The sequence below is a fragment of the Pedobacter zeaxanthinifaciens genome (assembly GCF_003313335.1).
Classification (GTDB): domain Bacteria; phylum Bacteroidota; class Bacteroidia; order Sphingobacteriales; family Sphingobacteriaceae; genus Pedobacter; species Pedobacter zeaxanthinifaciens.
This window is the reverse complement of the sequence record NZ_QMHP01000005.1, coordinates 291,363-312,540: the sequence shown is the minus strand read 5'-3', so window position 1 is coordinate 312,540 and position 21,178 is coordinate 291,363. Positions and strand designations below refer to the sequence as shown.

Genomic DNA, 21,178 nt, shown 5'->3' with positions numbered 1-21,178 from the left:
GTTTTAAAAAAATCACTTTGTGGTGGTCCTCTTTCAATTGGTAACAGTCTATCCTATAGTTTTGAGCTAAAAAACGCTTTGCTCAAAATAACCTAAAAAGATAAACTAACAAACGATATGAAAAAACTTTACGTATTGCTCATTTTCTTTTCTTTGCTAATTGGAACCAGCGTTAAGGCACAAACAATTAGGTACGTTAAAGTAGGAGCTACGGGAAGCGGCGCAAGCTGGGCATCAGCTTCTGGAGATTTACAGGCAACCATTAATGCGGCCGCTGCAGGAGATGAAATTTGGGTAGCCGCAGGTACGTACAAGCCTAATAGGAGAGCGGATGCTACCGCTACCATTACCGCTACCGACAGGTATAATGCATTTGTGTTAAAAAAAGATGTGGCAATTTATGGTGGTTTTGCAGGTACAGAAACGTCTCGTTTTCAAAGAAATTTCACTACTAACGTTACTATTTTAAGCGGAAACATTGGTGATGAAACCATTGATACCGATAATGCCTATCACGTAGTTATTGCTTCTGGAGATTTAGGTACGGCTAAATTAGATGGATTTACCATAACTAAGGGCTACAGTAGTGGTACTGGAACTGGTAATGCTGTTACAGTAAACGGTAACGCCATCCCTCCAAGCAGGTCGCCAGGTATTATCAATTACTACAGCAGCGCAGCTTACGAAAATTTAATTATTAGAGATAACCTTAACGCTTCTACCGATCAAAGTGCAGGAGCAACGTATATCTTTTATGGCTCGCCAACCTACACCAAAGTAAAGTTCATCAATAATAAAGCTACCGGAGGAAGTGGAGGCGCAATTTTCATATTTAGCGCTGCAGCTACGCCATCTATTCCAATATTTAATGAAGTGGAGTTTATAGGAAATGAAGCTAACTCAGGCGGGGCAATTGCGGTTTCCACTGCTGGAGCGCCGGTTTTTACCAAATGTATTTTTGATGGTAACAAATCATTGTCTACCACTGCAGGAGCAGTTTTAATGAACTCTGCATCGGCTAGTGCAACATTTACCGAGTGCAACTTTAGCAACAATAATGCCCTTACTAATGGAGGAGCAATCAGCAATGCCTTGGGTACCACTGTTACCGTAACCAACTGTACTTTTAATAGTAACATTGCCGGAGGTAGCGGAGCTGGTATTTACTTTACTACTGGTACGTTAAATTTATCAGGTTCAACGTTTACGGCAAATAAGGCAAGTTCGGCAGCCGGCGTTTATTTAGGTACCAGCACATTAACATCTACCATAAATGAAGTAACTTTTTCGGCTAACGAAGCCAGCACTACCGCAGGTGCCTTGTACCTAAATGCCAACAGTCCGCAAATGCGAAACGTGAAATTTATTGGCAACAAAGCAGCTACTAGCGGCGGAGCCATCTATTTATTTGGCGTTACCGGAAATTTAGCCAGCCCGGTATTAATTAATAACTTATTCTATAACAACGAAAGCAATACCAATTCTGGTGGCGGTGCGGGAATTTACGTGTCTACCAATGCCGCTCCAGTAATTCATAATGCCACTTTCTATGGCAACAAGGCCGTTTCCAGAGGCGGTGCCATCTATGTGGCCTCAAGTGGCCAGGCAACGGTATATAATAGTATCTCTTATAAAAATTTAGCTGGCGAATTACCAACCGTAGATTTTTACACTGCTACTCCCGCAAATTTAGTAGTGAAAGCTACTTTGACCGAAGCTTACGGGACAAATGGTGTTGATGGAAATTTAGTTGGACAGGATCCGGTATTTGAAAGTGTAGATCCAAGCAATTCGAAATTTTTATATCTGCAGGATTTCAGTCCGGCAATTGACGCCGGGCAAAGTTCTTTCTTGCCGTTAGGTGTTAATTTAGATTTGGCGGGCCAAGCTCGTATCAACAACTTGATTTTAGATATGGGTGCTTTCGAGTTTGGTGGTGCTGCACCGGTACCGCCGCTACAAGTTACCATAGATGAAAATTTGGCCAATGGTTCCTTTGTGGCAAAACCGGTAACTACGCTTACGGGGGTGATTACAAACTGGACAATCATCAGCGGTAATTTCAACGATACATTTGCTATTAGTCCAACTACTGGAAATATCACAGTTGCAAAAAGTACCGAGCTTGATTACGAAAAGGTAAGATCGTTTACTTTAACGGTTAAGGTATTTAACAATGTTGGCGGTGAGCAGGTATTGAGGGTTATAGTTTCATTAAATAATTTGATGGAGGATCCACAGGCGCCAATTATTGCAAATGTGAGCAATGGCATATTAACCAGCTTCAGACCTAAATTGAGTGGATTAGCTGAGCCACTAAGTGTAATTACCATTTATGTTGATGATAAAGCGCATAGTGTAACTGCATTTTCTAACGATAAGGGAGAATGGGTTTACAACTTTACTGATGAGTTAAGTCCGGGCGCTCATACGTTTTATGTAGTGGCTAGCAACAGCTTGGGAACTAGTAATCCAAGTCCTAAAACCAGCACTGTATTAAGGCTTTATAGCGGTCAAATAGTGGCGAATAATATTTTAACGCCAAATGGCGATGGTAAAAATGATTTCTGGATAGTTACCGATTTACAGGTGATGTATCCTAAAAATGAGGTGATTGTGTATGATAAAGTTGGTAAAACGGTTTTCAAAAAAGCCAATTACCAAAATGATTGGGATGGAAGCTTTAATGGCGCAACTTTAAATGCCGGTACTTATTACTACGAAATCAATATTGGAGCGGGACTTCCACCGGTAAAAGGAACAATTACTATCCTTAAAGGGAGATAAATAGGCCGCAAATAAATGCAATAAAAAGAATTTGTTTAACCAAACAACAATGAAAAAAAATAACATCACTTATATCGTCCTTACTACTGCACTTTTTTTGCTGTCATCAAAATTAGTGGCACAGGTTAGTCCGCCACTTTCTATGTACTACCTTAACGAATACCTTTACAATCCTGCTATGGCAGGAAAGAAGGAGGGCTTAAATTTAGGCGCTTTCTATAAAAATAACTTAACAGGAAGTAATGGGCAAACTGTTGCAAATACCTTGACCCTTGATTACGGCATGGGTAAAAGTGGGTTTGGCTTAACTGTAAATACTGATAAGGATGGCGTTTTAAATGTCAACAGGTTTTCGGCTACTTATGCTTATAATTTAAAGACATCAGCAAATGGAAATTTACGGTTTGGTTTGTCTGCCGGCGTAACTTCCTTAAAAGTTAATATGGCTGATGTGATTGGAGATTTAGATGATCCGATTCCTTCGCAATTTAATGATCAAGGATATGTTTTTGATGGTGATTTAGGTGTTAATTATGCCACCGATAAATTGAGCTTGAGCGTGGTTGCACCTAATTTGCGCAGTTTAATCTATACAGAAAATGTAAACGATGGTTACAATTACACCACATTTTATGCGGCCGCAGCCTATCAGGTTACGGATGGTACAATTAAGCTAACGCCAAAGGCGATGTTTAGAGGCTTAAAAGGGTACGAAAGTGTTTTGGATCTTGGAGTGAATGCTCAATTTTTGGAAGACAAATTTAATTTGCTTGCATTTTATCACACCAGCAACAACCTTTCTTTCGGTGTTGGCTTTAATATTTTGAGTAAATATCAATTGCAAGCTTCATATTCGCTGCCAATTAACAGTAATCTGCAAAAATATACCTATGGAAATGTAGAATTAGGGCTAAAAATTAATTTATATAAATAAGCGACTCGATTGGCGGTCTCATTTTAATGAGGTCGCCTTTTTTATGATGGTATTTTTAGGCAAATACGTATTAAACGTGTTTGCTTTTTTGCATTATGGTAATTTTATTTTAAAAAAATAAGTTGTAATATTTTGTAGAGTAAAAGATGATTACTAATTTTAGATAACCTAAACCACAAACTGACTAACCTGCTATTTATTAGCTATGTTAGCTGATATTTATTTTTAATGGCATTGTACGATTTAACGGCAGAAAAGCTATTGCTAAAAGAAATTTCAGATGGAAATTCTCTAGCATTTAATAAAATGTTTTGTCTTTACAGAGGCAAGATACTTGCTTTTGTTGATTCGTTTGTGCACAGTAAAGCTGACGCCGAAGAAATAGTGCAAGAGACTTTTTTGGTAATTTGGCAAAACAGAGATAAGTTACTTTCCATAGAACATCCGCGTAACTACATCTACACCATTGCCCGTAACAAAACTTACGATTATTTGGCAAAAATTAGCCGTACAGAAAAAACCATTAACAACGCCTGGATCAACACCTCTACTTCTTTAAATAATATTGATGATCAAATTAACTTGAAAGAAAGTACTTTTTTGATCAACAAAGTTTTGCAAACCTTATCGCTGCAAAAGCAGGAAATATTTCAAATGAGCCGTACTCAGCATATGAGTCACGAAGAAATAGCGCAGGCGGTTGGGCTCTCAAAAAGTAGAGTTAAAAACGTCATTGTTGAGGTGCTTAAGCATCTTAAATATCATATTGCTAAACATAACATCACGGTTTCATTACTGCTACTGTTGAAGTTTTTCCTATAAAAAAATCTTCTTGCCATACCTTCGCCATAGTTTTCAAATCATATCAATGGCTTGTCAAATCGCAGTTCTCTATAAAAAATAAAAAAGTTGGTTAAAAAACGGTCCGTTGTGCAGGCTAACTAGTCTATATAGCATCAACAAACCCTAAACCAACAATTCATGAGAAAAATTTACTTATTATTTCTAATTGTATTAGGCTCTCTAACAACATTTGCGCAAACTGTTCGCTATGTTAAACCAATAGCAACGGGCGCCGGTGATGGTACAAGTTGGGCTGATGCAGCTGCCGACTTACAGACTGTGATTAATGCGTCTTCTTCTGGAGATCAGGTGTGGGTTGCAGCTGGAACTTATAAACCAACAATTGCTCCTGGTAGCTCAACTACGGATAGAGACAAAACTTTCCTGCTTAAGCAAGGTGTTAGTGTTTATGGAGGTTTTGTAGGTACTGAGGCAGTTTTATCAGCGAGAGACGTAGCCGCCAACCTAACTATTTTAAGTGGAGATATTGGCACTGTTGGGGTTAAAACCGATAATGTGTACCATGTTGTGGCAGTTACCGGCAATATGGTTGGAGCCAGATTAGATGGTTTTACAATTACTGCGGGCTATGCCGATGGAACAACGACACCAACAATTAATGGAGGCAGTTTTCACCAAGGTAGAGCAGCAGGTTTATTTTTGAGTTCAACCACTGGGGCAACTTTTGAAAATTTAATCATATCAGATAATGAGAATGCCACCGTTTCACAAAATGGCGGAGCTGCATATTTTTTATATAGTTCAGCTACATTGAATAATGTAGAATTTAAAAATAATAAATCGGCCAATAATGGTGGAGCAATTTATATGCTTGGTTTAACAACGGCCTATATTTATCCAACATTTACCAATGTTAAATTTACAAACAATACTGCCCTTGAGGGTGGAGCAATTTATTTGTCGAGTTTTGCACAGCCTACGTTTACCAACACAACTTTTGATGGCAACGAAGCCACTGCAGGTTCAGGTGGCGCAATTACAAATGGTACAGCAACTTCGTCGAAAATTACTTGCTTAAACGTTGTGTTTTCAAATAATAAATCTACTTCTGCTGGTGGTGCAGTCTATAATTATGGTACAAGCTCTACCTATACCAATTGTAAGTTTTTAGCCAATTATACCGCATCTAGTGGGGCAGCTATGTATTTGGGTGGTACAGCTTCTAATAACGCAGCGCCTAGTATCACCAATGGTGTATTTGCTAATAATACAGCAAACAATGCTACTTATGGTGGGGCAATTTATAATTCAACCTATACCGATGCGGTGTTAACCAATTGCACATTTTACAACAATACTAACACCAATGCTTCTAACGCAAATAATGGTGGTGCAATAGCATTTTTTACTTCGGCTACTACACAAAAAATTACGTTACAGAACTCAATTTTTAACGGTAATGAAGGCGATGTATATATTGCGGCAGGAAATACCGGTGCATCGTTCACGGTAAAAAACTGTTTAATGCAAACAACTACAGTGGCAACTAACGGTGTAAATGGAAATATCGTTAATGCAACTCCCACTTTATTGTTTGCAAGCACCGTAGCTACTGATTTGAATTTCCTACAACTTGTAGAAGGCGAAGCAACTCAAAAAGGAGATAATACGTTAATTCCAGTTGGCATCACTACTGATTTGGCGGGGAACAGCCGTGTATCAAGCGGGGTAGTTGATTTGGGAGCCTATGAGTTCCAAGGTACGTTGCCAGTTTCGCTGCTTTCGTTTAACGTGGCTAAAAAAGGAGCATCGGCCGTTCTTACTTGGAAAACAGCAAGTGAGCAAAACAATAGCAAATTTGTTATCGAACGAGGCTCATCACCAGCTGATTTCAAGATTTTAAAGGAAGTTGCAGGTGCTGGCGATAGCAATTCGCCGTTAAGTTATTCATTAACTGACTTTTCGCCGCTTTCGGGATTAAACTACTACCGTTTAACACAATACGATAAAAATGGCAATTCGGAAGTTTTAGGCATACAAAGCTTAAGATTTGATTTGCTTGCATCTGCTAAGGTGTATCCAAATCCGGCGGGCAACTATGTTAATGTAGTTCCATCGTCAGTTGAGGGTGCAGTTTCCTTAAATCTAATATCTTTGACGGGTAAAACCGTACTGACCAATAATTACGCTCAAACAACTACACAAGAAGGTTTAAAACTTGATTTAACCAACGTTCCAAAAGGTGCTTACATTTTATGGATCAACAAAGGTAAACTGAGTGAAGAAAAGCAAACATTATTGGTCGTGAAATAATTAACGACAATAAATGTATAAATGGACAATCAAGAACATCAGATGACACTAGGAACAAATGACAGATTAGCGGAACTTTTCCAAAAATATGTAGACAAGAGCATCACGGAGGAAGAGTATGCCGAGTTATTTGTTTACATAAGAAATCCAGAAACCAAAGATGAGGTTTTGGCATTTTTGGATGAACATAATAAAAAAGTGCAATCTGATGCGCTTGTACACGAAATAGACTGGGATGGGATGTATGCAAATATTACCAACCCAAAAAAGTTGGCTGGTCGTGAGCGTAAGCCACTTTGGAAGTACGTTGCGGCCGCGGTGGTATTGGTTGTGGCCAGTGTAACAATTTATTACACCGCTAACCACTCTTACCAAAAGTCTAGTCCACTGGCTTATCATAATGATGTATTGCCCGGTAGTGAAAAAGCTGTGTTGACACTTTCGGATGGTTCTGAAATTGTTTTGGATCATACTGCCGCCGGCAAACTTGCCACTCAAGGTGATATCTTGATTGAAAAGGATGCGAATGGGCAGATTGTTTATGTGGCAAAAAACCAATCAGATGAAGCGACACCCAAAATTAATACGCTTTCAACACCAGCTGGAGGAAAATTTAGTTTAGTGCTTTCTGATGGTAGTAAAGTTTGGCTAAATGCTAGCTCATCAATTAAGTTTCCGGCAGCATTTACAGGTGATGCCAGAAGGGTGGAGATCAAAGGCGAGGCTTATTTTGAAATAGCGAAAGATAAGCGTAAACCTTTTTACGTACGCAATGGCAGTTCTGAAATCAAAGTGCTGGGTACGCACTTCAATGTGATGGCTTATCCGGATGAGTACCGCTCAGCGCTTACTTTGCTTGAAGGCTCAGTGCAGTTTACTAAAAATGGGCAATCGCAATTGTTGAAGCCGGGCAAACAGATTATCTATACTGAAAGTGAGAACGAAACCAAACAACAAGAGGCCAATATTGAAGAAGTAATGGCTTGGAAAAATGATTTGTTTGTATTTAACAACACAAGTATTGATGAGATCATGAAAGAGTTGACACGTTGGTACGATGTTAAAATCAAGTACGAAGGTGAAAAGCCCGATATCTCATTTACCGGTGTAATTCCTAGAAATACCAACGTATCAAAGGTTTTAAAAACGTTGGAGCTTACGGGAGATGTAGTTTTTGGAATTGAAAATAATGTAATTACCTGCGAAAAGAAGATGAAGAAATAACCAAGAAGGGTAAAAAGGCTTTTCTCGGCGGCAACCGAGAAAAGCAATAAAAGGCCCAAATGAAATAACAATAAACGAAACCACTATTTATTCAAAACCCTTATATACAAATGTATGAAAGAAAAAATACATTGTAGATTGTCGTACGCTATTTTTAGTTGCGATTTTTCGACCAAACAAAAACAACTATTTAAAAAAGCTTTACTGGTTATGAGAATCATTGCAGTAATCGTGTTTGTTTTCAGTTTACAGCTAAGTGCCAAAACACTTGCTCAAAACGTAAGCATCAAAAAACAAAACATTACTTTAAAGGAAATGTTCAAGGAGCTGAGGAATCAAACCAACTATTATTTCATTTATAATAGTAAGGAAGTTTCAGATGAAAAAAGGGTGTCTGCTAACTTTTCCAATGCGCCAATTGATGTGGTTTTGTCATCTGTACTTAAGGGAATGTCCTTAAGCTACACTATAGAAGATAAGATCATTTCTGTAAAACCTATTGACCATGCAAACGACTTGGCAGCTAACACTACGCAGGCTAGGCAGGATAGGACCATTACAGGAAAGGTAACTGATGCTGAAGACGGTTCGGCATTGTTTGGCGTATCCGTTAGGGTAAAAGGTGCTACTACAGGTGCGGTTACCAATGTGGAAGGTAATTTTGCAATCAATGTGAAGTCTACCGAAAAAATATTGGTATTTAGTTCAATTGGTTATGTTACTAAGGAAGTTCCATTAACGGCCTTATTAAAATACGAAGTTACGCTTACCCGTGATAGCAAACAGCTAGATGAGGTAGTAATTGCTTTTGGAACTACTACACGTAACGAGCTTACCAATTCGGTTACCAAAATTTCAGCTAAAGATATCGAGCAACGCCCTATCAGTAACTTAAACTCTGCAATTGTTGGGGCTTCACCAGGTGTGCAAACTACGGCAGGTAGCGGGCAGCCGGGCGAAGGACCAGATATCAGAATCAGAGGGTTTGGCTCAATCACAGGTGATAATAACCCATTGTATGTGCTTGATGGTGCACCTTACGAAGGTGTAATCAGTAACATCAATCCAGAAGATATTGACAATATTTCCATTTTGAAAGATGCCTCAGCAACAGCATTGTATGGTGCTAGGGCAGCTAACGGCGTAGTATTAATCACTACTAAAAAAGGAAATAGCAACGGCAAAACCACCATTACTGCAAAGCTAACACAGGCTTTTTCTGAGCGTGGCTTGCCAAATTATGAAACTTTAGATGCTTACCAATACTTTCCAATTGTGTGGGAAGCACTAAAAAATGGAACTTCTGGCACTGCGGCAGCCGCTACGGCCAATTTAAAAAGCTACGTAGGTTGGAATCCGTTTAATGTAGCTGATGACGAAATTGTTTTAGAAAACGGACAGTTAAATCCAAACGCTAAATTATTATATCCTGATGATGTGCGTTTCCGGGAAGAGTTGCAGAGATTAGGCATGAGGTCGGACATGTCAGTATCGCTAAGTGGCGGTTCTGCTAAAACAGATCATTATGTTTCACTTAATTATTTGGACGAAAACGGTTACGTGATTGGTTCGGATTTTAAGCGTTTTTCCGGCAGGTTAAGGGTAAACTCAACGCCTAAAGATTGGCTGAAATTTGGATTGAATTTATTTGGTACTTACACCAAATCTGATCAGGCTAACGAGAGCAGCGGTATCAATGAAAATCCATTCTACATCGATTTGATATTGGCACCAATTTATCCTGTGTACAAACATGATCCGGTAACGGGTGCTTACATTTTGGACAACAAAGGAAATAAAGTTTATGATCCAGGTGATTACAGACCGTTGTTTACCGGCCGAAATGTAGTGTATGAAACTTTGTACAACGTTAACCAAGTGAGAAGAAACTCATTAAATGGTGTGGCCAATATCGAAGCTAAATTTTGGAAGGATTTCAAGTTTACTTCTAATTTCAGTTTTACTTTGGGTAACTATCGTAGCAACGTGTATGATAACAGCGTAATGGGTGATGCTGTGGGCGTGGGTAGAACTACCAGAACCAATAGCCTTACAACCTATTTAAACTTTAATCAGTTATTAACTTGGAGCAAAACCATCAACAAACATAAAATTAGTGTACTTGTTGGTCACGAAAACTACCTTAATTATTATGATTACCTATCGGGATCAAGACGAAGCGAAGGAATAGCGGGTTTACCTGTACTGGATAACATGACAACTACTACAGCTTTAGGGTCTTATGATAGAGATTATAAAACTGAAGGTTACTTGTCAAAAATTGACTATAGCTACAAAGGAAAATATTTGTTCTCTGGTTCATTCAGGAGAGATGGTACTTCCAGATTTTCGCCTTCTAGCAGATGGGGCAACTTCTGGTCGCTTAGTGCAGCATATAATATTGATAGAGAGCCATTCTTCAAAGTTAAGTGGGTAGATGCCTTAAAACTTAGAGCATCTTACGGTCAGGTAGGTAATGATCGTACCGGAAGTTATTTCACTTATCAACGTTTATATACGTTAAACTACAACAACGGTAGCGAGCCAGGAGCTTTATTTACACAGGCTGGTAATAACGATTTGGTTTGGGAATCCAATCAAAATGCAGATGTAGCAGTAGAGTTTTCGGTATTTAAAAATAGGTTTGGCGGTACGGTAGAAGCATTTCGTCGCCAGTCGAGCAATTTGCTGTTTGCCGTTACTTTACCTTTAACATCGGGCTTACTTACTTATAACGACAATTTCGGCACCATGCGTAACGAAGGTGTTGAAGTGCAGTTGAATGGAGTTCCCCTAAAAACTAAGCGTTTTAAATGGAACATTGATATTAATTGGAGTACGTTTAGAAATAAGATCTTGTCATTGCCACCATCTTATGAAGGTAGGGTAAGTGGAACTAAAAAATACGAAACGGGTAAATCACTTTACGAATTTTGGTTGAGAGATTGGGATTCTGTAAATCCAGAAACAGGGGCAAACCAATACCGCAAAGCAGATGGCACTTTAACAACTACTTTGGCTGATGCCACCTATTATTACGCAGGTAGTGCAATTCCTGATTTTTTCGGTAGCGTAAATAATGGCTTCAGCTACAAAAGCTGGTCGTTAAATGTCATGTTCATTTATCAGGTTGGTGGTTACACGTTCGATAACGATTATCGCTCACTAATGTTCAGAGGTGGTACCACTACCAATGGTAGGGCTTTACACGTAGATATGTTAAAACGCTGGCAAAATCCTGGCGATGTAACTGATATTCCTGTACTTAGCACTTCATCATCTATTTCTGATACCGACCGTTGGTTAACAAAATCAGATTACTTGAACCTGCGTACCGTTGCATTAACTTATAGCCTTCCTAAAAAAATGCTTTCAAGGTTGAAATTAACTAATGCAAAAGCCTTTGTAAATGGAGAGAATTTGTTCATTACTTCGGCAAGAAAAGGTATGGATCCTACGCAAACTTACACAGGAGATGCTGAGTATACCTACGCACCTTCTCGTATCATCAGTTTTGGTTTAAACATTACATTATAGTTCGTTCAATAATGAAAAAATATTTTTTAATTCTGCCAGCTTTTTTCTTTTTACTGCTACTAGGTTCATGTAAAAAGTCATACTTAGATACCGTTCCAACTGATCAAATTGATGCGGACAAGATATTTGATAACATCAACAATGTAAAGGTGGCACTTAACGGTATCTATCGTGGGTTGTACATGCAATATTCTGATCAGGAACAGGATGGTCACGCTGCCATCATGATTGTGATGGATTTCATGGGCGAAGATATCGTTCATACGGCAACGGGTACAAGTTACTTCAGGGGCGCTTACCGTTGGACAGACCATCGCTCTGATTTGAACGACCTGCCTTATTTTGCCTACCGCCTTTATTACAGGATAATTGCTAATGCAAATTTGTTGTTAGAAGGTATTGATAAGGTGCCTGATGCAACTACAGCACAAAAAAATGCAATAAAAGGGGAGTGTTTAGCACTTCGGGCTTTTTCGCATTTCATGTTGGTGCAACTCTTCGGCAAACGTTACGATAAATCTATACTAACAGATATTTCCAATCCAAATTCACCAAGGATACAACTTGGAGTGCCTATTGTTACTAAATACTCTTTGGACCCACAACCACGCAATACCGTCGAAGATGTTTACATTCAAATTAATAAAGATTTAGATGAAGCGATTGTGATGTTAACCGGCGCACCAGCAAGAGGGTTATACAGAACACACATTGATAAAAGTGTGGCTCAAGGATTGAAAGCAAGGGTTGCTTTAACTCAGCAAAACTGGACTGATGCAGCTTATTATGCACTAGAAGCACTAAAAGGATATCAGTTAATGTCCAACTCTGCGTATTTGGATGGTTTTACAGACATGAAAAACTCTGAATGGATGTGGGGTGCGCACCAATTGCCTGAGCAACTGCCAACTTACGGTTCGTTTTACGCTTACATGTCTTCAAATTTCAATTCGGCACATACCAGGCCAAATCCTAAAAAAATTAACTCGCTTTTGTACAATTCGCTTAGTAATACTGATATCAGGAAAAAGTTGTTTTGCGATAATGTAAACGATTATGTGAATTTTCCGGGTGTAATTGATGCCTCAACAGGACAGCCAGCAGCCGGCCAAACTAGGGCTTTGTACATGCATAAAAAGTTTGTAGTAGCTGATCCTGCCGTTAGTGCCGGCGATATTCCATTCATGCGTGTAGCAGAAATGTATCTCATTGCAGCGGAAGCAAAAGCAAAAGATGGTTTCATCAATGAGGCGGCTGATATTATAGATATTTTAGCGAAAAATAGGGATCCAAATTATGTGCGCCCTGATAACATTACAGATATTGGTAACGATAATAACGGTTTAATTATGACCCAACGCCGAATAGAATTGTGGGGCGAGGGCTTTCGTTTCTTGGATTTGAAGAGGTTAGATCTTGCTTTAGCTAGAGCAAATACAGGTGCTACCTCTACATTAGCCAATGCAATGGATCGTGCAAGAGGCGCTGTAACATGGCAATTCTTAATTCCACGCCGTGAGATGCAGGCTAATCCCTACATGGTTCAAAATCCCTAGTTAATAGTAAGTTAGTTATATATGTTAAGACTGAGGGAGCAAGCTAATTGCTCCTTACGGTCACTCTTTTTGCCTGTTATTTTAGGTTAAATCTTCAAATTAAATGTTAGCATTATGAAAAAACTAGGATGGCTGCTGCTTGTAATTTTAGCACTTGTTGCCATAAACATATTTGCCGAAAAGCCAAGTGTTGTAGCTGATATTCGTTTTAAAATTTCTTTTAATGTGGATGAAAAAGCTACTGTGCCTAGTCATTTTGCCGATACACTAAGAAAGGCCGAACAATTGTTAAGTAGGGTATTTTCTTCTGCAGATTTTAAAGAGGCGCTATATAAACAAAACTACAACGATTCCGCATACAGCAAATCTAAAAAGAAGTGTTTTGAGGTAGTGTATGATCAAACAACTGGTCGCATACCCGGAAAAGCTGTTTACGATAATTTATTGGCAGATAAAGAAGTTAACCTAACCATCAATATAAAAAATAATGGCGATAAGAAAGGGACTATGGGCTCTTCCAATGCCTGTAGCTATAGCATCACTACTTATGATTATTGGTTGGTTGAAAACGGAGAGCTTGCACAGCGCTTAGCCAGACATATTGCCCATGAATTTACGCATGTAAGAGGATTTAGGCATGATAACAAAGTTGATAAAGCATATAAATGGGGGCGCAAAACAGAGGAAGATCCAGCTTATGGTGTGGGCAACATTGTTGGGGAAATATTAAAGATGTGGAGCAAAAAGGGAATGATTTAGCCAGTTGAAACACGCTAACTGTTGCCCGGTATTAGCAGACAATTAAAATCAATAGATATGAAAAAGATTAATTTATTGGCGTTGATGATGGCTTTGTCTATCATCTTATCTTGCAAAAAGAACTCAAGTAGTAGCGGCGACGGCGGAAATCCTACCAAACCTGATGAAACTGCTTATAAGCCTAATACCATCATTTACGGAAGCAATAAATATGTGAGGTTTGAAGTTGGCGATGCTAATTCTCCAATTATTTTAGCTTCTCCGCATGATGGCACCATTACTCCTTCAACTATGCCATTTAGGGATAATCCGGATGCCGTAACCGTAAGGGATTTGTATGTAACTGATTTGGTAGAGGAAATTGCCAGCGCTTTTTATGCAAAAACTGGAATTCATCCGCATGTTATTGTTAACGACGTGGCAAGGGAACGCATGGAGCCTAATCGTTCGTTAGAGGAGGCTTATCATAAAAGTGAGGCTGCAAATGCCCTTTGGAGAGAGTACCACGGCTTTTTGAAATCTGCAAGGGACATGGTGGCTAAAAATGTAGGTAAAGGCTTGTTTTTGGATATGCATGGTCATGGTCATACCAAAAAAAGGGTTGAAGTGGGCTACATTGTATCCAGATCAAACTTAAATGCTTCAGATGCCACTTTGAATGGTGTTGCTAATACCTCAAGTATTTATCAGCTATCTACTACATCTGCCTACTCTTTTTCGCAACTTATCAGAGGTGATTATGCCTTTGGTACGCTTTTGGCCAATGAAGGAATCCCTGCAGTACCAAGTAAAACAGATCCAACACCTAACGATGACGACTATTTTAATGGAGGGTATTGTACGCTAACCTATGGTTCAAGAAATGGTGGCACGGTATCAGCCATACAATTGGAAACACATGGCACCGATTTAAGAAATAATGCTACACAACGTAAAGCTTCAGGTATAAAAATTGCCGATGCCATTATTAAATACATGAAAAATCATTATGGTTTACTTTTAGATAAATAACATTGAAATATCCTAAGTTTTACCTTCTACTAACTGCTGCACTATTTTTTCAGGCTTGTGCTGTTAAAAAAGTCAATTCAACTGATCAAATCAATGCGGTAAATACGGCCGTTAGTATTAAGTTGCAGGAACGCAAAATTTATGCGCTTGCAAACGGAAGTGTGTTTTTTAGCAACAAGTTTCCTGCTGCAAGGCTAAATGCCTTAAGCCAACTTAATGATAGTACTTTTAACATCACCATCGAGCCGGAAAACCAACCCATCAATCAAAGTCCGTGGTTTGCATTTAAGGTTTGGGGTAAGGCAGGTAAAAAAATCTACCTTAACTTGGTTTATCCCGATAGTAAACATCGTTACCAGCCCAAAATAACTCATAATGGCAGCACTTGGGATGCTGTTAATGCGGTAAAACTCAACAAAGAGAAAACAACCGCGTCTTTTAAACTGCAACTGGGCACCGATACGCTAACTTTAGCCGCTCAAGAAATCATATCTTCTGCACAATCTTACCAATGGAACAATCAAATGGTGCAGCGTTATCAGTTAACGCAAACCGTTATTGGTAAAAGTATTGCAGGCAAACCTATCATTGCACTAAACTCAACTAAAAGTGATGGAAAGAAAATCGTAGTCGTGCTAAGTCGCCAACACCCGCCCGAAATATCAGGCTACATGGCAATGATGCAGTTTGTTGAAACTTTATTGGGGCAAACTGAGCTTGCCAAAAAGTTCATTGCCAACTACGAATTGGTTATTATCCCAATGATAAACCCCGATGGCGTAGATGAAGGTAACTGGCGTCATAATTTTGGCGGGGTAGATTTAAATAGGGATTGGATTGATTTTAAACAGCCTGAAACACGAGCGGTTAGAAATTTTTTATTGGAAAAAGTAAAGAAACAGAAAGCCAAGGTATATTTTGCTTTGGATTTTCATTCGACTTTTAATGATGTGCTTTACACTAATGAGGATAGGCCAGATACCAATTTTCCTGGGCTTACCACAGCATGGGTAAAAGGCTTACATGATTTTGAAGGAGATAACAAGACTACTGTTAAGCCGTCTGGCAATGGGGGCAACGTATCAAAGTCGTGGCTGGGTAAGGTGCTTAACGCCGAAGCGTTAACGTATGAAGTAGGCGACAACACGCCTCGCCCTTACATTAAACAGAAAGCCACAAAAGTAGCGGAAGTGCTAATGGCCGAATTACTGAAGGAAAAATAGCACTAGGTGCTAGCCCTTTCTGCCGTTCATTAGTTCTTCTAACCTATTTCGTTCGTCTTGAAGTTCCCTGGCAAGCTTTCTTTCCTTCTCCACCGATTTTGATTTGAAGGCTTGATATTCTTCGGAAATTTCGTTGTACAGCTCTGTGCGGTGCTTAGCCTCGCTAACACTTTTGCCTGAGCGGGCAATTACCACAATAAGGGCCACTACCAAAACGCCAACAACACTCCACATCATAATGTTGTAAGTGTCTTTTTCAAAACTCATACCCAGCACGCTAATTTCATTAACCTTGTTGGTATTTTCAGTAAGCGAAGCCTCTTTACCAGAAATTTCAGTTTTTAAATAATTAACAGTTTTATCCTGCTCGGTAATTTTTTGCTGAAGATTTTTTTTGTCAGCTTTTTCCTTGCGCAAGGTGTCCATTACGTTTTTCCAGAGTTCATCTAACCTATATTTGGCAATCATTTTATAACCATCAGGAGAAGTGCGTGTTCTGGAAAGCATAAAAGTGTATTGCCCATTTAAGCTCGGATCGGTGTTTTTTACCGTGTCACGTTGGCGATAAACCTTTTTTACCACTGGTGCTGGTTTGGTTTGTGGGGCAACGGGTTTAGTTTGTGCCAATATATTCTGACTAATAAAACATAGCAGTACAATGCCAGCAAAGTGAAGTAAAGTTTGTCTCATGCCTAATGTTATTTAATACTAAAACAATATTAGTAAAGATTTATTATCAAGTTTAGTTGTATTGTGTTATCGTAATTTGGCTCAAGTTAGGATGTTTAATCAATAAATCAATTGATTGGCGTCATTTTTTTTAAACCTTACAGTGATACTTTTGCTCCATGTACATTGGAATCATCGGGTTGGGGGATATGGGCAAGTTGTATGCGCTCACGTTCGCTGCGGCAGGCTATCAAGTTTGCGGCACCGATTTACCTCATCATCTACCACAACTAGCTACCGAGTTAAAAGATAAAGGCATAGAAGTGCTAGCCGATGGACATGAAGTTTCTCGCAAATCAGATTTTATCATCTACAGTGTTGAGGCAGAAAAAATAGCGCAGGTGGTAGCAATGTATGCTAAATCCACTAAGTATGGCGCTATTGTAGGAGGGCAAACATCTGTAAAACATCCAGAAATTAAAGCCTTTGAAAACTATCTGCCTGCAGATACGCACATCATTACCAGCCATTCCCTTCACGGTCCCGGCTTAACTACCAAAGGGCAAATCCTGGTCATCATAAGGCATCGTGCTAGCGAGGTGGCGTATAAGAAGGCGCTTGAAATTTATCAAGCATTGCAATCCAATATCATCGAAATGCCAAGCTATCACCAACATGATAAAATTGTTGCCGATACCCAGGCGGTAACACATATGGGCTTCGAAAGTATGGGTTCTGCCTGGGCCAATCAAGGTTACTATCCCTGGGATAGCCCAGCCTACGCTGGCGGTATTGATAATGTGAAAATATTAACTACGCTCCGAATCTTCAGTTATAAAGCACATATTTATGCTGGCTTGGCCATTTTAAATCCCCATGCTCAAACACAGGTACGGCAATATGCAAAAACCGAAAGTGAACTTTTTGCATTGATGATTGCCGAGAAAGAACTTGAGTTCAGGGATAGAATTGCGGCTGCTAAAAATTTTGTTTTTAAGGCAGATGAGCCTTTGTTTTTCGATGCCGAAGTAATGGGAGCGTTTAGCCTTTCCAATAAAAGCTGTGCCCCAAAACCTAATTCGCATTTAAGCATATTAAGTATGGTTTGTGCTTGGCATAAGATGGGCATCAATCCTTATCAAAATTTAATTTGTCAAACTCCACCATTTAAATTACGCCTAGGCATAGCCGAATATCTTTTTAAAAATGATGCACTGCTAGAAGAAACCATACAAACGGCCTTATACGATAAGTCTATAAGAAATGATGACTTAGCTTTCCACACTGCAGTTCACGAATGGGCCTCTATGATTTGTTATGGAGATATGGAAGGTTATAAAGCACATTTTGAAGCTGCTAAAACTTTTTTTAAAGACCGTTTGGAACAGGCTAGGGCTCTAAGTTCCGAGATGATTACCGAACTAATGGATTAGTACTTGCCTACAATTAAATTGCTTATCAATTTTATAATTAGCCTTATACACTATAAAGTCTAAGTATTCCATAGAGATTGTTTTATTGCGTATTTATTGCATAAAGCCTATTGAAGTGCCTTATATTTGCCGGCATGACAGTACTAGTATTTACATTAATTGTACTTGTTGGCGCATTTTTGGCTGGCTTTTTAGGTTCTCTTACTGGTTTAGGAGGCGGTGTAATCATCATTCCATTACTAACTTTAGGTTTAGGTGTTGATATTCATTATGCTATAGGCGCATCTATCATTTCTGTAATTGCTACTTCTACGGGGTCTGCGGCGGCTTACGTTAAAGAAGGACTTACAAACATGCGAATTGGCATGTTTTTAGAAATTGCCACTACAGTAGGAGCTATTTTAGGAGCTGTAATTGCGGTTTATTTAAACGCTGCCTACGTGGCTGTAATATTTGGCTGCATACTGATTTTCTCTTCGTTAATGACTTTGCGTAAAAAAGTAGATCATACCAATATAGATTACAGCAGCAAAGGCGCAAAATTTTTCAAACTCAATGGGTCGTATCCCAATCAGGGTGTCGAAACGCCTTATGCGGTAAAAAATGTAGGAGGTGGATTTTTCATGATGTTGTTTGCAGGTACATTATCGGGCCTACTTGGAATAGGAAGCGGTGCTTTAAAAGTAATTGCAATGGATAACATCATGCGCTTGCCTTTTAAGGTTTCTACAACTACCAGTAATTTCATGATGGGCGTCACCGCTGCGGCAAGTGCTGTAGTTTATTTGCATCGCGGACAAATTGATCCTGGTATAGCAATGCCGGTGTGCATCGGCGTACTGTTAGGGGCAACTGTTGGTGCCAAAGTGTTGGTTAAGGCAAAAACAGATAAATTGAAAATGGTTTTTGCGGTAGTTGTTACCATTTTGGCAATACAAATGATTTATAAAGGATTGACAGGAGGTTTTTAATGGAGCAAGCAAAAAATATAACAGATAAAGACATCCAAAGCTTGGTAGGCAACTTATTGAGGGTTGGCGTTTACATTTCCATGGGCATCGTTGTCATTGGCGGTATCATTTATCTCTTTGATCATTCCGCCGAAACCATTGATTATAAAGTTTTCGATTTTAACAAAGTATCCTTAAAAACTGTAGCAGGTATTTTTAGCGAAGTATTAACCTTTAAAGGCGTAGCTATTGTTCAATTTGGTTTGTTGATGCTCATATTCACTCCAATAGCCCGAGTACTAATGGCGGTAGTTAGTTTTTTTATAGAGAAAGATTACCTATATGTTGCTATTGGTTTGCTGGTGCTGGCTATTATCATGGCTAGCTTAAGCGGCGGTTTTGCGCATTAGTCGTTTAAGCAAAGCTGATGCAATCATTTTTCAGTGCTGTTTTAACTAAATATTCTTATAATTACCGGTCTAAATTCTCAATAAGTTTAAGTGTATGTAAGTCAATTTGTTAGGTTTTTTTGTTCCTTAAATTGATTTCGAAACACATTTACTTCCCGAAGCTTCAAATAGCTGTTAATAAAACATCAAAAATTTTTTAGCTAACTATTTGAAAATTAATAATTCTTGCCTATCTTTGCCGTCCCTTTGCGGGGATTGTATATCCACCTTGAACGAAGCCCTACTGCTTCGATGGGTGTTAACTTAATTAAAGAAATGTCAGGAATTATTGGAAAAAAAGTAGGAATGACCAGTATTTTCGATGCAGAAGGAAGAAACATTCCTTGTACTGTAATCGAAGCTGGGCCTTGTGTTGTAACACAAGTTAAAACCGAAGAAACAGACGGTTATTCGTCAATCCAGTTAGGATTTGATGAAGCAAAAGAGAAAAACGTAACGCAGCCATTAAAAGGCCATTACGCAAAAGCAAACACAACTCCAAAACGTAAATTGGTTGAGTTCGGCGAGTTTGAAGCAACTTTAAACTTAGGCGACACGGTTACTGTAGACATCTTCGCTGAAGGTGACTATGTAGATGTTGTGGGAACTTCAAAAGGTAAAGGTTTCCAAGGTGTGGTAAAACGTCACGGTTTTGGTGGTGTGGGTGGTCAAACTCACGGTCAGCACAACAGGATGCGTGCACCAGGTTCATTGGGAGCTTCTTCTTGGCCTTCACGTGTATTCAAAGGTATGCGTATGGCGGGTAGAACAGGTGGCGACAGAGTAAAAGTTCAAAACTTACAAGTATTGAAAGTTTATCCTGAGCAAAACCTAGTAGTAGTTAGCGGTTCCGTACCAGGAGCTAAAGGTTCTTACGTAATCTTAGATAAGTAAGCAAGATGGAAGTTAAAGTAGTAAACATTTCAGGAAAAGAGACAGGTGCCAAGGTGCAACTTCCTGAGTCGGTATTTGGTGTTACACCAAACGACCACGCGATTTATTTAGATGTAAAACAGTATTTGGCTAACCAACGTCAAGGTACGCACAAAGCTAAGCAACGTAACGAAATTGCTGGTTCTACACGTAAATTATACAAACAAAAAGGTACTGGTGGTGCACGTGCCGGAAGCATTAAATCTCCATTGTTCAATGGCGGTGGTCGTGTTTTTGGTCCTCAACCTCGTGACTATAGTTTTAAATTGAACAAAAAATTAAAATCATTAGCTCGTAAATCTGCTTTATCATACAAAGCTCAAGATAACAGCATCGTGGTTTTAGAAGACTTCAATTTTGATAGCATCAAAACTAAAAACTATGTAAACTTGGTAAACGCATTAAACTTAGCTGACGAGAAAACTTTGTTAGTGTTGCCAGAACAAAACAACAATATTTATTTATCAAGCAGAAATATTCAGAAAGCTAAAGTTATCACTGCAGGCGATTTAAATACTTATGATGTATTAAACGCTAGTAAACTTTTGTTAACTGCTAATTCGCTTAAATCATTGGAGGAGGCATTTGCCAAGTAA

Annotated in this window: 16 protein-coding genes; 15 read left to right on the top strand and 1 reads right to left on the bottom strand. The window is 39.0% G+C overall.

The annotated features are described in order from the left end of the window. Nucleotides 1-117 precede the first annotated feature (117 nt). The 10 genes from DUT68_RS10200 (at nucleotide 118) to DUT68_RS10155 (ending at nucleotide 16,148) form a co-directional block, all read left to right on the top strand. Complete coding sequence (locus DUT68_RS10200) at nucleotides 118-2,787, top strand: T9SS type B sorting domain-containing protein (protein WP_113638081.1); 2,670 nt, start codon at nucleotides 118-120, stop codon at nucleotides 2,785-2,787. 49 nt (nucleotides 2,788-2,836) lie between these two features. Next, on the top strand, nucleotides 2,837-3,721 hold the full coding sequence (locus DUT68_RS10195) for a PorP/SprF family type IX secretion system membrane protein (RefSeq protein WP_113638080.1): 885 nt from the start codon (nucleotides 2,837-2,839) through the stop codon (nucleotides 3,719-3,721). A gap of 228 nt (nucleotides 3,722-3,949) precedes the next feature. After that, nucleotides 3,950-4,543, top strand: a complete 594-nt coding sequence (locus DUT68_RS10190; protein WP_113638079.1) for an RNA polymerase sigma factor — start codon at nucleotides 3,950-3,952, stop codon at nucleotides 4,541-4,543. Between the two features lie 159 nt (nucleotides 4,544-4,702). Beyond that, nucleotides 4,703-6,838, top strand: coding sequence for a T9SS type A sorting domain-containing protein (locus DUT68_RS10185; protein ID WP_113638078.1), 2,136 nt, complete (start codon nucleotides 4,703-4,705; stop codon nucleotides 6,836-6,838). A gap of 21 nt (nucleotides 6,839-6,859) precedes the next feature. Further along, nucleotides 6,860-8,062, top strand: coding sequence for a FecR family protein (locus DUT68_RS10180; protein ID WP_113638077.1), 1,203 nt, complete (start codon nucleotides 6,860-6,862; stop codon nucleotides 8,060-8,062). 210 nt (nucleotides 8,063-8,272) lie between these two features. Next, nucleotides 8,273-11,599, top strand: a complete 3,327-nt coding sequence (locus DUT68_RS10175) for a TonB-dependent receptor (RefSeq protein WP_198659566.1) — start codon at nucleotides 8,273-8,275, stop codon at nucleotides 11,597-11,599. Nucleotides 11,600-11,610: 11 nt separating this feature from the next. After that, nucleotides 11,611-13,155, top strand: a complete 1,545-nt coding sequence (locus DUT68_RS10170) for a RagB/SusD family nutrient uptake outer membrane protein (RefSeq protein WP_113638075.1) — start codon at nucleotides 11,611-11,613, stop codon at nucleotides 13,153-13,155. 114 nt (nucleotides 13,156-13,269) lie between these two features. Continuing rightward, on the top strand, nucleotides 13,270-13,914 hold the full coding sequence (locus DUT68_RS10165) for a hypothetical protein (RefSeq protein WP_113638074.1): 645 nt from the start codon (nucleotides 13,270-13,272) through the stop codon (nucleotides 13,912-13,914). 57 nt (nucleotides 13,915-13,971) lie between these two features. Further along, a complete protein-coding gene (locus DUT68_RS10160) occupies nucleotides 13,972-14,925 on the top strand; it encodes a hypothetical protein (protein WP_113638073.1) in 954 nt (317 codons plus the stop codon). 2 nt (nucleotides 14,926-14,927) lie between these two features. Then, entirely contained in the window at nucleotides 14,928-16,148 is a 1,221-nt protein-coding gene (locus DUT68_RS10155; RefSeq protein WP_113638072.1) for a M14 family metallopeptidase, read from the top strand. Nucleotides 16,149-16,157: 9 nt separating this feature from the next. On the opposite strand, the gene DUT68_RS10150 is transcribed toward DUT68_RS10155, so the two are convergent. Beyond that, nucleotides 16,158-16,838, bottom strand: coding sequence for a hypothetical protein (locus DUT68_RS10150; RefSeq protein ID WP_113638071.1), 681 nt, complete (start codon nucleotides 16,836-16,838; stop codon nucleotides 16,158-16,160). Between the two features lie 158 nt (nucleotides 16,839-16,996). On the opposite strand from DUT68_RS10150, the gene DUT68_RS10145 reads away from it, so the two are divergent. From DUT68_RS10145 to rplD, 5 genes are all read left to right on the top strand, one after another. After that, nucleotides 16,997-18,250 (top strand): prephenate dehydrogenase, encoded by a 1,254-nt coding sequence (locus tag DUT68_RS10145; RefSeq protein ID WP_113638070.1) that lies wholly within the window; start codon nucleotides 16,997-16,999, stop codon nucleotides 18,248-18,250. A 134-nt stretch (nucleotides 18,251-18,384) separates the two neighbouring features. Further along, nucleotides 18,385-19,221, top strand: a complete 837-nt coding sequence (locus tag DUT68_RS10140) for a sulfite exporter TauE/SafE family protein (protein ID WP_113638069.1) — start codon at nucleotides 18,385-18,387, stop codon at nucleotides 19,219-19,221. Further along, on the top strand, nucleotides 19,221-19,610 hold the full coding sequence (locus DUT68_RS10135) for a DUF1634 domain-containing protein (protein WP_113638068.1): 390 nt from the start codon (nucleotides 19,221-19,223) through the stop codon (nucleotides 19,608-19,610). The genes DUT68_RS10140 and DUT68_RS10135 overlap by 1 nt, the downstream gene beginning before the upstream one ends. 315 nt (nucleotides 19,611-19,925) lie before the next feature. Continuing rightward, nucleotides 19,926-20,543 (top strand): 50S ribosomal protein L3, encoded by a 618-nt coding sequence (gene rplC / locus DUT68_RS10130; protein ID WP_113638120.1) that lies wholly within the window; start codon nucleotides 19,926-19,928, stop codon nucleotides 20,541-20,543. A gap of 5 nt (nucleotides 20,544-20,548) precedes the next feature. Beyond that, entirely contained in the window at nucleotides 20,549-21,178 is a 630-nt protein-coding gene (gene rplD / locus DUT68_RS10125) for a 50S ribosomal protein L4 (RefSeq protein WP_113638067.1), read from the top strand.

Excerpts from the sequence above, each read along its gene's own strand:
- DUT68_RS10200 (WP_113638081.1), top strand. The coding sequence starts at position 118 with ATGAAAAAACTTTACGTATTGCTCATTTTCTTTTCTTTGCTAATTGGA.
- rplD (WP_113638067.1), top strand. The coding sequence starts at position 20,549 with ATGGAAGTTAAAGTAGTAAACATTTCAGGAAAAGAGACAGGTGCCAAG.
- DUT68_RS10170 (WP_113638075.1), top strand. The coding sequence starts at position 11,611 with ATGAAAAAATATTTTTTAATTCTGCCAGCTTTTTTCTTTTTACTGCTA.
- DUT68_RS10160 (WP_113638073.1), top strand. The coding sequence starts at position 13,972 with ATGAAAAAGATTAATTTATTGGCGTTGATGATGGCTTTGTCTATCATC.
- DUT68_RS10145 (WP_113638070.1), top strand. The coding sequence starts at position 16,997 with ATGTACATTGGAATCATCGGGTTGGGGGATATGGGCAAGTTGTATGCG.
- DUT68_RS10185 (WP_113638078.1), top strand. The coding sequence starts at position 4,703 with ATGAGAAAAATTTACTTATTATTTCTAATTGTATTAGGCTCTCTAACA.
- rplC (WP_113638120.1), top strand. The coding sequence starts at position 19,926 with ATGTCAGGAATTATTGGAAAAAAAGTAGGAATGACCAGTATTTTCGAT.
- DUT68_RS10165 (WP_113638074.1), top strand. The coding sequence starts at position 13,270 with ATGAAAAAACTAGGATGGCTGCTGCTTGTAATTTTAGCACTTGTTGCC.
- DUT68_RS10180 (WP_113638077.1), top strand. The coding sequence starts at position 6,860 with ATGGACAATCAAGAACATCAGATGACACTAGGAACAAATGACAGATTA.
- DUT68_RS10175 (WP_198659566.1), top strand. The coding sequence starts at position 8,273 with ATGAGAATCATTGCAGTAATCGTGTTTGTTTTCAGTTTACAGCTAAGT.
- DUT68_RS10140 (WP_113638069.1), top strand. The coding sequence starts at position 18,385 with ATGACAGTACTAGTATTTACATTAATTGTACTTGTTGGCGCATTTTTG.
- DUT68_RS10195 (WP_113638080.1), top strand. The coding sequence starts at position 2,837 with ATGAAAAAAAATAACATCACTTATATCGTCCTTACTACTGCACTTTTT.
- DUT68_RS10135 (WP_113638068.1), top strand. The coding sequence starts at position 19,221 with ATGGAGCAAGCAAAAAATATAACAGATAAAGACATCCAAAGCTTGGTA.
- DUT68_RS10190 (WP_113638079.1), top strand. The coding sequence starts at position 3,950 with ATGGCATTGTACGATTTAACGGCAGAAAAGCTATTGCTAAAAGAAATT.
- DUT68_RS10150 (WP_113638071.1), bottom strand. The coding sequence starts at position 16,838 with ATGAGACAAACTTTACTTCACTTTGCTGGCATTGTACTGCTATGTTTT.